This is a genomic window from Mesorhizobium sp. PAMC28654, assembly GCF_020616515.1.
Classification (GTDB): Bacteria; Pseudomonadota; Alphaproteobacteria; order Rhizobiales; family Rhizobiaceae; genus Mesorhizobium.
Genome location: NZ_CP085135.1, coordinates 5,042,574 through 5,054,976 on the forward strand (window position 1 = coordinate 5,042,574; position 12,403 = coordinate 5,054,976).

The following is a 12,403-nucleotide window of genomic DNA, read 5'->3' on the forward strand; positions in this document are numbered from 1 at the left end:
AATCTGGTCATACCAATCTGGTGGTTTTCGCTTGTCCCTGACGTCATCCTGCCCGTAGGATAGGTCCATTATTTTGCGATCCAAAATAAATATGATCACAGGCGAGGAACCGGGAATGGCTGGCAAGAAGATATTGATGCTCGTTGGCGAGTTCAGCGAGGAGTATGAGATTTTCGTCTTTGAACAGGCCATGCATGCGGTCGGCCACACGGTCCATGTCGTCTGCCCGGACAAGAAGGCGGGCGACATCTTGAAGACGTCGCTGCACGACTTCGAAGGCCACCAGACCTATACGGAAAAGCTTGGCCACGACTACATCCTCAACAAGACCTTTTCCGAGGTGAAGCCGGACGAATATGACGCCGTTTACGCGGCGGGCGGACGTGGTCCCGAATACATCCGCATCGACAAGCGGGTGCAGGCGCTGGTGCGGCATTTCCATGAGGCCGGCAAGCCGATCTTCACCATCTGCCATGGCGTGCAGATCCTGATCGCGGTCGATGGCGTCGTGCGCGGCAGGGAAGTGGCGGCGCTGCATTATTGCGAGCCGGAGGTGACGCTGGCCGGCGGCATCTATATCGATGTCGCTCCGACAGGCGCCCATGTCGACGGCAATTTGGTGTCGGCCAAGGGCTGGCCTGGCCTGTCCAATTTCATTCGCGAATGCTTGAAGGTACTGGGTACGGAAATCCGCCACGGCGAAATCCTGATGCGCGGCGAGCGCCAGGCGGCCTGATCCGGAAGTTACCAGGCCGCCGCGCCCCGTGGTGTGGCGGCAGATATCTAGAAATAGCGCTTGAGATTGGCGCGGACGCGATCGAGCACCGTGTCCCCGGAAAGGTCGGGCGAGAACGCCTTGCCCGTGATCGCTTCATAGGCCTGGGCGTAAACCCGTGAGGCCTGATTGACGATCTCGTCGGGGATCGTCGGGATCGGATCCTTGTAGGGGTCGCATCGCGCGGTGACCCAGGATCGGATGAAATCCTTGTCAAAACTCTCCGGCCGATTGCCGTTCTCGAACGCCTGTTCGTATGTCGCGGCGATCCAATAGCGGCTGCTGTCGGGCGTATGGATCTCGTCGGCCAGAATGATCGTACCATCCTTGTCGACGCCAAACTCGTATTTGGTGTCGGCGAGGATCAGGCCATTTTCGGCGGCGCGCGTCTGGCCTCGGGCGAACAACCGCAAGGCGTAGCCTGAGACGGTCTGCCATTGCGCAGGCGTGAGAAGACCCTGTTCCAGTATCTGGGCTTCCGACAGCGGCTCATCGTGGCCACCGTCAAAGGCCTTGCTCGTGGGCGTGATGATCGCTTCGCGAAGCTTTTCATTCGCGCGCGAACCGTCCGGGAAAACGGTTCCATACATGTCCCGTTCGCCGTTCCTGTATTTCGTCAGGATCGACGTGCTGGTGGTTCCCGCCAGATAGCCGCGCACGACAATTTCAACCGGCAGGATTTCGAGCCGGGTGCCCACGACAACGTTCGGGTCGGGATACTCAAGAACGTGGTTGGGGCAGATATCGGCGGTTTCTTCGAACCAGTAGCGGGCGATCTGGGTGAGGATCTCGCCCTTGAACGGGATCGAGGTCAGGATCACGTCGAAGGCGCTGAGACGGTCGGTGGCGATGATGATGCGCCGACCATCCGGCAGGTCGTAATTTTCCCGCACCTTGCCGCTGTAGCGATTCGGAAGTTCGGGAATGAAGGCATCTGAAAGGACGCGGAGATCGCTCATTGGTGGATGTCTTTTGCCGGTGGTCGATGCATGTTGCTTAAAGCGCCATGCCCGATCCATCAATGTCGATTGGCTCTAAATCGCGTCGCGTTGAAGCGGGTTCAGTCGACGCGCTTCACGTTTTTGTTTTTATGCATGTCGTTGCCCCAAAACCGCTGCGCACTTTTGGGCGACAGGCATCAAACCGCCATCCGCGCTTCGCGGAACGACACCAGCTTCCGGCGGCTTTCATCCCACAAGGCCAGCTTGACGCAGCGCAGGCTGTCGAGGAGCGTCACGCGGCCAATGCCGCGCAGTTCCGGATAGTCCCTCAGCACTTCCTGAAGGCGGTAGCCCGGCACCTTGGCGGAGAGGTGGTGGACGTGGTGCACGCCGATATTGCCGGTGAACCAGTTCAGCACAGGCGGCAGGTCGTAGTAGGATGAGCCGTGCAGCGCGGCATGCTGGAATTCCCAGTCGTCGTCCTTAGCCCATTCCGTCTCCTCGAACTGGTGCTGGACATAGAACAGCCAGATACCGGCCGAGCCGGCAAGGATAACGATGGGCAGATGGACGACCAGGAACGCGCCGGGGCCGACCAGCCAGATCAGCAAGGCGGCGGCAACCGCAATGGCGAGATTGGTGGACATGGAGGACACCCACGGCGTCAAGCCGCCGCGCATCATGCCGACCGGCAGCCTGTGCTCGAAGATGAAAAGCCATGTCGGGCCGAGGCCGAACATGACCAGGGGGTGACGGTAGAGACGATAGGCGAGGCGGCCCCGCCAGGACAGTCGCCGATACTCGGCGACGGTCAGCGTCCGGATATCGCCCATGCCGCGCTCGTCGAGATTGCCGGCGGTGGCGTGATGGGTCGCGTGGGCGCGCCGCCAGCAATCGTAAGGCGTCAGCGTCAGGATACCCAGGGCGCGGCCAATCCAGTCGTCGGCATAGCGATTGGCGAAGAATGAGCCATGGCCGCAATCGTGCTGGATCATGAAAATGCGCACCAGGAAGCCGGCCGCCGGCAGGATGAGGATCAAACCCCACCAATGGCCATAGGCATAAGCGGCTGAAGACAGCGCCCAGAGCGTTGCGAAAGGAATGAGGGTGATGGCGAGTTCGATGGTGCTGCGCCGCCGGTCAGGCTTCTTGTAGCGCGCCAGAATCTTCAACCAGGCACGCTTGCTGTTGGCGGCCGCGTCAGGGGAAATCATGTTCATCATGAAGCATAGGCGGAGCATCCCGTTGCCGCAAGGCAAGGATCACGTGAAATTACTGCGCGTAATTGACGCGCGATAGGCCGTTTTCTGGCTCGCGATTGCCGTACAGCGGGCCGGAGGCGGTAGGGAAAAGTCGTTTCCTAGGCGATCATCGATCTGCAACAACAGGCAAGACGCGCTAACGGGCAGCGCTCTGTTAACGGGATCTGTCGCTGGTCACCATCTTCTCGACACCGTCGAGGCGGCTGAGCAATTCCCTGAAATGCTCGGGAATGTCATTATCCGCGCGGAAGGCCGGCAAGTTACGCAGAAAGCGCTTCGTCGCCTCGGTGCTCATCTGGCGCCTGATGTCGGCGGCCAAGCCCTCGGGTCTTTCGCCATTCTTGCGGGTCATCATCTCAAAATCCTTTGTCGGTCTCGAAACTCCTCCAGCAAGCGAATGGTTCCCCCCTCACGCCATCGTGGCAAGCAAAGCCGGCGATTAGGGTAAAGTTTGAATTAAAATTGAAGTACCGGCCATGGGCGGCCGGAGATCGACTGATGGCCTCCAATATCGCTTACCCCTTGATTTTTGGCCGCCAAACCTCGATATCGGGCACAAATCCAAACCATTCGAAATGACGGGAAACGGCGATGAGCGACCAGGCAAAAGACGAACGCGCGCCCGATGAAATCGAGGCGATCGACGCCGCTGCCGAGCGTGCGCAAGGCAGTGTCGACGGCGACTATGAAGCACTTGTGCGGCTTCTAAAGGAAAATGAAGAGCTGAAGGACCGCGCGCTGCGCACCGCGGCCGAGATGGAAAACCTGCGCCGCCGCACCGCGCGCGACGTGCACGACGCGCGTACTTACGCGGTTGCCAATTTCGCGCGCGACATGCTGTCGGTCTCCGACAATCTGCGCCGCGCACTGGATGCGATACCGGCCGAGGCCAAGGCATCCGGCGACGCTGGCTTCACGGCGCTGATCGACGGTGTCGAACTCACCGAGCGCGCCATGCTGTCGGCGATGGAACGGCACGGCGTGAAGAAGCTTGCGCCCGAAGGCGAGAAGTTCGACCCGAATTTCCACCAGGCGATGTTCGAGGTCCCCAATCCGGACGTGCCGGCCAACACCGTCGTCCAGGTCGTGCAGCCCGGCTATTCGATCGGCGAGCGGGTGCTGCGTCCCGCCATGGTCGGCGTCGCCAAGGGCGGCCCGAAGCTGGCGGCCGTGGCGCCGGTGGAGCCGGGCCCGGTCAATGAGCAGGCCGAGAAAGACGCCTAACTAAGGGAATAGGGCAGTAGGGGAGTAAGGCAGTAGGGGAAAAGAGCAGCCGTACCAATTATGCGGCTTCGTGCTATTCATACTGCCCTATTCCCTTATTCCCCTACTGCCTTGGCAATTATGCACTTGAGTTAGCAGCCTAGGTTCGCTATATTCTGGTCATTGGAGAACACCGCAATGACCAGCCTTTCCGAAGCCCGCTTTCATGACGAAGATGCAGCCCGCGAGCATATCGAAGCCTCGCGCTGGCCGAATGGTGCCTCTTGCCCGCTTTGCGGCGGCTTGAGCGTCCATCGCATGGCGGGCAAGACGCAGGCTGGCATGTTCCTTTGCAACGATTGCCGGGGCAAGTTCACTTGCCGCACAGGCACCGTTATGGAGCGCTCGCATATTCCGCTGCATAAGTGGCTGCTCGCGATACACCTCATTGCGTCCAGCAAGAAAGGTATCAGCGCCCATCAGTTGATGCGCAATCTTGGCATCGGCTCCTATCGCTCTGCATGGTTCCTCGCGCATCGCATCCGTGAAGCAATGCGCGAAGACCTTCCCGCTGGCGGTCTTGGCGGCAAGAACAAGGTTGTGGAAGCCGACGAGGCCTATGTCGGCGGCAAGGCCAAGAACCGTGCGCACCGCGAACCGGCACCGAAGAAAGCCGTTCTGTCGCTGGTCGAGCGCGACGGTCGCGTTGCATCTTTCCATGTTGCGAACGTCACCGCCGATACCGTGCGCCCGATCATCGTAACGACCGCCGACCGAGCCAGCGCATTGATGACGGACGAAAGCGCGGTCTACCCACGCCTTGGCAAAGAATACGCCAGCCATGGCACCGTGAACCATTCCGCTAACGAGTACGCTCGCCTTGGTGGCTTCATGCATATCAACACCGCCGAGAATTTCTTTTCGATCCTCAAGCGCGGCATTAACGGCGTCTATCATTCGGTAAGCGAAGCCCACCTCCACAGGTACTTGAGCGAATTCGATTTCAGGTACAACTACCGTTCGGGTCTTGGCGTCGAGGACGCAGAGCGCGCCGCCAAAGCCCTCAAGGGTGCAGAAGGCAAGCGGCTGACTTATCGACAGCCTCGTGAAGCCGGTCACGCCTAAGCAAAAGGCAAAACGCTTTTTGCGGAGGCGAAAGAAAACAAAGGGGCCGATCTCATGAACGAGTTTGTCGAAATCCGCTGGAAAGAATTTGAGAAGCTTGGCGAAAGAGCCGTGCGCCAGAACTTGGCTACCCACATATACGGCGAAGAGAATGTGCGCTTTGCCAGAGAGTGGCTGGAATCGAAACGGCTGGATCAGGAAGCGGCGTTGAGAGACGCTACCTTGGCATCCCAGGCTGAAGCCAACGCAATTGCCCGAGACGCTGCATCTGAAGCTTCCCGGGCGGCTGACGCTGCTTCCCGGACCGCAGAGGCCGCCGAAAGTGCAAACAAAAGGGCGACTATCGCCATTGTGATATCGATCATCAGCGCGATAGCCACAATTTCCATTGCCATTTACGGCCTACTTTCTGTCGCGAAACACGTGTCATGATTTTGGGTCGCCCTTCGGCGGCCGACCGCGCTTTTTCGGACTCGCGTCATTCTGCGGCTTCGTCTTAGGTTGCGGTGGCGTTGCAAGAAGGCTCTTGAGCGCCTTCTTTTCACGTTCCGCAATTTCAACGTCACTCAGAGTTTTTTCATCATCGATCAATGGGAGGACACCTCATGCCAAAGAAAATGCCACCGCCTAAGCCGCTCGCGGCATGGGACAGGAGACCCTGGGCGGAAAAGGGCGACCCATCGCCTGAGGCGGTATATACCTCCGTTGGAAGCGCGCCTTGTCACGATGGGAGCGGTACGAAGGCATTCTCGCGATCCTCTTTTCGGCGTTCGTCACTGGCGGGGCGACCCAAGCCGCCAGCCGCGCATATGTGGCTGTCCGGACTTTTGAAGGCAGAGCCCAAATGTTGCGCGCCGCGACGGAGGCTTATTTCGCGGAATTCCCCGACGACGAGTTGCAAAGCGAATTCAAAATCATACTCACGAACGCCACCTGTTTCTCGGCTCGAAGGAATGACATCGCGCACGGTGTTGTGGACCACTACATCCCGAAACAATGGGTTGATGCTATGGCATTGGACTACGCCTACGCGCTCTATCCTTCATACGCTTCGTTCAAGGAACGCGATCTAGCGAACTGGCCTACCTATTGCATGTCATCTCTAGATGTCGACTATTTCGGCGACGAATTTCTTCGCCTGAATAGTCCGGCAGCAACTTTAGCCGGCCGGATTATCTCTCGGGCGCTTGAGAAGCCATCTCGCGATAAATTCCCTCTACCCTTTGGCGGGTAAGCCAATCATTCGCTTCAGAAAACATATCGGAAAGAAGTCGCGCGCCAGCGTCAATCATCTCGGGCGTGACTTCGATTTCGTTTGATTCTAGTGCCGGCCTGTCGGCCAATTCTGTATCATCTGACATGTGCTAACTCAAGTGCATAATTGCCACTGCCTTACCCCATGAACCCCATCTCGCTTCTCGACTATGCTGGCGTCGCCGTCTTCGCGGCGACGGGTGCGCTTGCCGCCTCGCGCAAGCAACTCGACATCATCGGCTTCCTGTTCCTGGCCAGCGTGACCGGCATCGGTGGCGGCACGTTTCGCGATCTCATCCTCAACGTGCCGGTGTTCTGGGTGGTGAATCGCGACTATGTGCTGATCTGCGCGGTGGTGGCGGTCATGGTCTTCTTCACCGCGCATCGTTTCGAGTCCCGCTACAAGCTGTTGCTGTGGCTGGATGCCATCGGGCTGGCCGCCTTTTCGGTGATGGGCGCGGCCAAGGGTCTGGCGATCACCGGTTCGCCGGTGGTTTCGATCATCACCGGCATGCTCACCGCCACCTTCGGCGGTATCCTGCGCGACCTTCTGGCCGGCGAGCCATCGGTGCTGCTGAAACCGGAAATCTATGTCACGGCGGCCCTTGCCGGCGCGTCCCTTTACACACTCGGAGATATTTCCGGCCTGCCGCCGCTGGTGTCGAGCCTTGCCGGCTTCGTGGCGGCGTTCGTCGTGCGTGGCGGCGCGCTCAAATTCGGCTGGTCGTTTCCGTCCTACAAGAGCCGGCCCGGCAGGCGGCCGGAAGACATTCCGTGAAAAGAAAGCGAACAGTAGCTTTCGCTATTCGCCAGCGTCAGGCCGCGAAGCGTTGCGCTTCCCCGCCATAGTAGTTGACGTAGCGGGCGCCGATTTCCTTGACCGGCATCACGATGAACACGTCCACGGTCGAGAATTCGCGGTCGATGACGCAGCCGTCGCCGATGCGCGCGCCAACGCGCAGATAGCCCTTGACCAGCGGCGGCATGGCCGCGATCGCCGCCTTGGCGTTGACGGCCTCGATTGGCATCAGGTCCATCGAGCAATAGCGCCCGGCGACCGCGCGCACGTCCCAGGCCGAGTTTGTCCGGCAGTGATGGGCAAGATAGGCAAGCGCTTCGGCGTGCGCCGCCGGCACCGTGCCGGGGAAGGACGCGCAGCCTGTCATCACGCCGATGCCGTAGTGATTGATATAGGCCCAGATCCCCTGCCAGAGCGCCTCGATGGTGCGCTTCGAGCGGTATTCGGGCAAAACGCAGGAGCGGCCAAGCTCAAGGAAGCGCTGGCCGGGATGGCGGGCGATCAGCTTGGTCAGCTCGAACTCGCCTTCGGAGTAGAACCCGCCGGCGGTCGCCGCGATCTCCTGTCGCAGAAGTCGGTAGGTGCCGACGATGCGGCGATGCTCGGGGCCGGAAATAGAATTGTCCAAGACCAGCAGGTGATCGCAGTGCGGGTCGAAGCGATCGGAATCGCGCCGATCCTGCGCCTGGAAGAGGTCCTTCCTCGCGCCAAGCTCGTCATAGAATACCCGATAGCGTACCTCCTGCGCGGCAGCGATCTCCGCCTCGTTGCGGGCAAGCCGCACTTCGAGGTTGCCGATACGGCCAAGCGATGCGCCTTTTATGACCGAGTCGACGTTCCGCCCGGCGAGCAAGGCGCCGCCGGCGTTCGGCCGAGTGTCACATTCCGGCATAACTGTATGCACGAGTGATTCTCCTTCGAGCCATCCCTCTTGGCACGGGGATATGGTGTAGGTGCAACAGGATTGTGACAGTACCGTGATACGGCGTCACGGGCAATACTTCGCCGGCCGGGTAATGCCTTCAACCGGCTACCTTGCGTGAGGAAAATCATCTTGCGCGAGGACGGTGGACCACAAGAAACTCAGGCAGCCACCTGCGCCTCCACGGCGTTGACCAGGGCTTCTGGATCGAGCGGTTTGGTCACGAAACCGCTGGCGCCATGGGCAAGCACGGCGTGGCGGGTCTTTTCCTGGCTGTCCGCCGACAGCACCATGATCGGAACCGGCGGCGTGGCCGTTTCCTCCTCGTGGCGGCGAATCGCCGCGATGGCGTCGAGGCCATCCATCACCGGCATATGCAGGTCCATCAGCACGACGTCGAAGCGGTTCCTATGGGCCGCATCGGTGACGGCCTCGACCGCGGCCTTGCCGTTGCCGACCACCTTCACGCGATGCCCGGCCTTCAGCAGCGTGGCGCGGGCCAGCATGGCGTTGATGTCGTTGTCCTCGGCGATCAGCACGGAGAGGCCACCCCGGCGGCCGCCGACGGCCCGGACGGAGGGCGTGCCGCGCTTCTCCAGCGGTGGCTGGGCAACAATGCCGACATGGTTGGTCAAAAGCACGCGCAACAGCGTGCTGTCGCGCACCGGCCGGGCCAGGAACGTGGCGTAGCCGTTCGCACGAAACTCGCCGAGCATGCCACGATCGGTCGGCGCGATCAGGGTGATGGCCTCGCAGTCGGTGAAGCCGCTCTGACGCAGCCGCTTGAGCAGCCTGCCTTCGTTCTCCTCCATGGCCGCATCGATCAGCAGCACATCGCAGCCCGCCGCGTAGAGTATCGCCTGGGCGGCGGTCGTGGCGAGATCGACAGTACCGCCGTTGGCTCGGATGGTACGCGCGATGGCGTCGGCCTCGATGGCGTTCCTGGAGAGGATCACCGCGCGGCGGCCCAACAGGGCGTTGCGGCGGTTCTGTGGGGCTTCGACGGCCGAAATCGCCGGTATTTCGACGACGAATTCGGACCCCTGGCCGAGCCGGCTCGACACCGATATGGTGCCGCCCATGGCCGCTATCAGGCGCTTGGATATGGCGAGGCCGAGACCGGCGCCGCCATGGGCGCGCGTCGAGGTGCCGTCGGCCTGCTCGAACTCCTCGAAGATGCGCTCCATGTCCTCGTCACGCAGGCCAGGGCCGGTGTCGGCGATGGTGAAGCATATGCGGTCGGTGGTTTCGGTGCGCGCGCGCGCGATGCTCACCAGTACGCCGCCGCTGTCGGTGAATTTTATGGCGTTGCCGATCAGGTTGAGCAGCACCTGCCTCACCCGACCCGGATCGGCGGTGATCATCTGCGGCACGTCGGGTTCGACGTGGCAGCCAAGGCCGATGTTCTTGGCGAAGGCACGCGCCGACAGCAGTTCGACGACGTTGTCGGCAATCTCGCGCACCGACATCGGCTGAGGCTCGGGGTCGAAACGGCCGGCCTCGATCTTGGAATAGTCGAGCAGGTCCTCGATCAGGGCGAGCAGGGCACTGGCGGAGGTGGAGACGGCGTTGACATATGTCTGCTGCTCAAGCGAAAGGCTCGTGTCGGCCAAGAGCCTCGCCATGCCCATGATGCCGTTCATCGGTGTGCGGATTTCGTGGCTGACGGTCGCCAGGAAGCGCGACTTGGCCTGGCTCGCATACTCGGCCCGCTCGCGGGCGGTGATCAGCGACGATTCGGCGCGTTTGCGGGCGGTGATGTCGCGGGCGATCGCGCGATGCGAAACGGTGCCACTGTCCTTTTCGCGCACCGACAGTTCGATCCATGAAAACCAGCGCGGACCGTTCGGTGTGCGGATGGCGACATCGGTGGAACTCAGGCATTCATGGTCGGAGAATGCAGCGTCGGGAACGATGCCGACGTCGATGCCGAGTTCCACCAGCGTCTTGCCGGCAAGGTCGCGTGGGTCGCTTTCGACAAGATCGCCGAAGACCTTGTTGGCATAGACGATGTGGCCGTCGCGGTCACGGTGGACGACGAGGTCGCCGAGCGCGTCGATCAGCCCGCGAAAGCGCTCTTCGCTCTCCTGCATCTCCCACATGCGGTCGGCCAGCGTCTCGATCTCGGCGCGGCTGCGGGCAGTGGTCGCATCGAGCAAGGCCGCCGTGCGGCGGTGCGCGCGCTTGGAGCGCAGATGTATGGCAAGGCCGGCCATGCAGGCGGCCAACAGGCCGCCCGTGATGAAGATCGGTGCACCGGTGAGATGCGCCAGGCAAGCCAGGATGGCGATGGCCACGAGCGTTACGAACGCCAGGCCTTCGCGGTTGCTTGCAGCCAATTCCGGCGCCAGCGGCGGCGTGGCGGCAAGCTGACGCCTTGGCGTCTCCGGGGTCATCCCGTCGACGCTTTCAGCACTCTCCGTTTCTGCAATGACGGATTCCGCAGTCATGCGAAATCCTTGCCAGACAGAAATTATGGAAGACTGCGGCGGATCGTTCGAATTTTAGCGGATGTCTAGTTTTGGGCTGAAATCCGGCCCGCCCGCGCGTCACGCTGCGCGCGATGACGAGCAGAAGGGCGCGATCTACATGTCGACCACGACGCGGCCGCGAACCTTGCCTTCGACGATGTCGCCGGCGGTGGCGATGATGTCGTCGAAGCCGATGGTGGTCGAAAGGCTGGCGAGCTTTTGCAGATCGAGATCCCTGCCGATGCGACGCCAGGCCTCCATGCGGACAGCCCTCGGCGCCATCACCGAATCGATGCCGAGCAGGGAGACGCCGCGGAGGATGAAGGGGGCCACGCTCGACGGCAGGTCCATGCCGCCCGCCAGGCCGCAGGCGGCGACCGCGCCGCCATAGGAGGTCATCGAAAGAACATTGGCCAGCGTATGGCTGCCGACCGCGTCGATGCCGCCGGCCCAGCGCTCCTTGGCCAGCGGCTTGGCCGGCTGGGCAAGCTCCTCGCGCGAAATCACTTCGGCCGCGCCAAGGTCGATCAGATAGGGGCTTTCGGCATTGCGGCCGGTCGAGGCGATGACATGGTAGCCGAGGCTGGACAGGAGCGAGACGGCGACCGAGCCGACGCCGCCGGCAGCACCGGTCACCACCACCGGGCCGCGATCGGGCACGATGCCATGCCGCTCCAGCGCGATGACGCAGAGCATGGCGGTATAGCCAGCCGTGCCGACCGCCATAGCGTCATGCGCGCTCATGCCTTCCGGCAGGGGCACCAGCCAATCGCCCTTGACGCGGGCGCGCCCGGCATAGGCGCCGTAATGGGTCTCGCCCACGCCCCAGCCGTTCAGGATGACCTTGTCGCCCTTGTGCCAGTCGGCATGGGAGGAGGAGATGACAGTGCCGGCGAAATCGACGCCGGGCACCAGTGGCCAGCGGCGGATCACCGGCGCCTTGCCGGTGATGGCGAGACCGTCCTTGTAATTCACCGTCGTCGCCTCGACGGCGACGGTGACATCGCCTTCCATCAGGTCGGCTTCGGTGAGATCGGTCACCGCCACGGACTGCTTTTTCTCGGCGTCACGCGAGACGAGGATGGCTTTGAAGGTTTCGGTCATTTTTCTCTCCTCGATCGCGCTGGACGGACTGTGCGGCGAGGACCGCATCAGGTCAATCGTTCAGGCTTCCGGCTTTGCCTCGCGCCGCCAGCCGATGAGTTCGTCGAAGACGACCAGCACGGCTCCCACCGAGATGAAGGCATCGGCCAAGTTGAACACGGCGAAGGACCAGACCGGCGTGTGGAACAATATGTAGTCGATGACGTGGCCATAGGTGGCGCGGTCGATCAGATTGCCAAGCGCACCGCCGACGATCAGGGCAAAGCCAATGCGCGCAAGAACATGTCCGGACGGCGTGCGGGTCGCGAGATAGAGAACGAAGGCGACGACAGCGAGCGAGATGGCAATCAGGCCGGTGTCGCCGAAGGACGAGAACATCGAGAAGGCGATGCCTGTGTTGTAGGTGCGGTACAACGCCAGGAACGGCACGAGGTCGAGCTTTTCCTGAAAGGCGAGGCCGGTCTCCACCATGTATTTTATCCACTGGTCGAGCGCGATTGCGGCGACCACCAGTAGGGCGTAGGGGGACCATGACTTCACGGCTTGG

The 12,403-nt window shown here is 61.6% G+C and carries 13 protein-coding genes; 6 read left to right on the forward strand and 7 right to left on the reverse strand.

Annotation, left to right across the window (positions count from 1 at the left end):
* Positions 1 to 115: 115 nt before the first annotated feature.
* Entirely contained in the window at positions 116 to 736 is a 621-nt protein-coding gene (locus tag LGH82_RS24785) for a DJ-1/PfpI family protein (protein WP_227345255.1), read from the forward strand.
* A 47-nt stretch (positions 737 to 783) separates the two neighbouring features.
* Here LGH82_RS24785 and LGH82_RS24790 read toward each other — a convergent pair whose 3' ends face one another.
* The 3 genes from LGH82_RS24790 to LGH82_RS24800 form a co-directional block, all read right to left on the reverse strand.
* The gene (locus tag LGH82_RS24790; RefSeq protein WP_227345256.1) at positions 784 to 1,734 is read right to left on the reverse strand and encodes a phosphoribosylaminoimidazolesuccinocarboxamide synthase; all 951 of its coding nucleotides are present in this window, start codon (positions 1,732 to 1,734) and stop codon (positions 784 to 786) included.
* A 179-nt stretch (positions 1,735 to 1,913) separates the two neighbouring features.
* Entirely contained in the window at positions 1,914 to 2,936 is a 1,023-nt protein-coding gene (locus tag LGH82_RS24795; protein ID WP_227349679.1) for a fatty acid desaturase, read from the reverse strand.
* Positions 2,937 to 3,132: 196 nt separating this feature from the next.
* Positions 3,133 to 3,333: a hypothetical protein gene (locus LGH82_RS24800; RefSeq protein ID WP_227345257.1), complete on the reverse strand. Its 201-nt coding sequence runs from the start codon at positions 3,331 to 3,333 to the stop codon at positions 3,133 to 3,135.
* Positions 3,334 to 3,569: 236 nt separating this feature from the next.
* On the opposite strand from LGH82_RS24800, the gene grpE reads away from it, so the two are divergent.
* The 5 genes from grpE (at position 3,570) to LGH82_RS24825 (ending at position 7,338) form a co-directional block, all read left to right on the forward strand.
* Complete coding sequence (gene grpE, locus LGH82_RS24805) at positions 3,570 to 4,202, forward strand: nucleotide exchange factor GrpE (RefSeq protein ID WP_227345258.1); 633 nt, start codon at positions 3,570 to 3,572, stop codon at positions 4,200 to 4,202.
* 177 nt (positions 4,203 to 4,379) lie between these two features.
* Positions 4,380 to 5,306 carry an IS1595 family transposase gene (locus tag LGH82_RS24810; protein ID WP_227345259.1) on the forward strand — a complete coding sequence of 309 codons (927 nt, stop codon included), beginning with the start codon at positions 4,380 to 4,382 and terminating at the stop codon, positions 5,304 to 5,306.
* Between the two features lie 54 nt (positions 5,307 to 5,360).
* Positions 5,361 to 5,738: a hypothetical protein gene (locus LGH82_RS24815; protein ID WP_227345260.1), complete on the forward strand. Its 378-nt coding sequence runs from the start codon at positions 5,361 to 5,363 to the stop codon at positions 5,736 to 5,738.
* Between the two features lie 286 nt (positions 5,739 to 6,024).
* Positions 6,025 to 6,540 (forward strand): hypothetical protein, encoded by a 516-nt coding sequence (locus tag LGH82_RS24820; protein ID WP_227345261.1) that lies wholly within the window; start codon positions 6,025 to 6,027, stop codon positions 6,538 to 6,540.
* Positions 6,541 to 6,705: 165 nt separating this feature from the next.
* Complete coding sequence (locus LGH82_RS24825) at positions 6,706 to 7,338, forward strand: trimeric intracellular cation channel family protein (RefSeq protein WP_227345262.1); 633 nt, start codon at positions 6,706 to 6,708, stop codon at positions 7,336 to 7,338.
* 37 nt (positions 7,339 to 7,375) lie between these two features.
* Here LGH82_RS24825 and LGH82_RS24830 read toward each other — a convergent pair whose 3' ends face one another.
* From LGH82_RS24830 to lspA, 4 genes are all read right to left on the reverse strand, one after another.
* Positions 7,376 to 8,251 (reverse strand): GNAT family N-acetyltransferase, encoded by an 876-nt coding sequence (locus LGH82_RS24830; protein ID WP_227349680.1) that lies wholly within the window; start codon positions 8,249 to 8,251, stop codon positions 7,376 to 7,378.
* A 191-nt stretch (positions 8,252 to 8,442) separates the two neighbouring features.
* Complete coding sequence (locus LGH82_RS24835; RefSeq protein WP_227345263.1) at positions 8,443 to 10,731, reverse strand: PAS domain-containing hybrid sensor histidine kinase/response regulator; 2,289 nt, start codon at positions 10,729 to 10,731, stop codon at positions 8,443 to 8,445.
* 135 nt (positions 10,732 to 10,866) lie between these two features.
* Positions 10,867 to 11,856, reverse strand: coding sequence for an MDR family oxidoreductase (locus tag LGH82_RS24840; RefSeq protein WP_227345264.1), 990 nt, complete (start codon positions 11,854 to 11,856; stop codon positions 10,867 to 10,869).
* A gap of 60 nt (positions 11,857 to 11,916) precedes the next feature.
* A complete protein-coding gene (gene lspA / locus LGH82_RS24845; RefSeq protein ID WP_227345265.1) occupies positions 11,917 to 12,396 on the reverse strand; it encodes a signal peptidase II in 480 nt (159 codons plus the stop codon).
* Positions 12,397 to 12,403 lie beyond the last annotated feature (7 nt).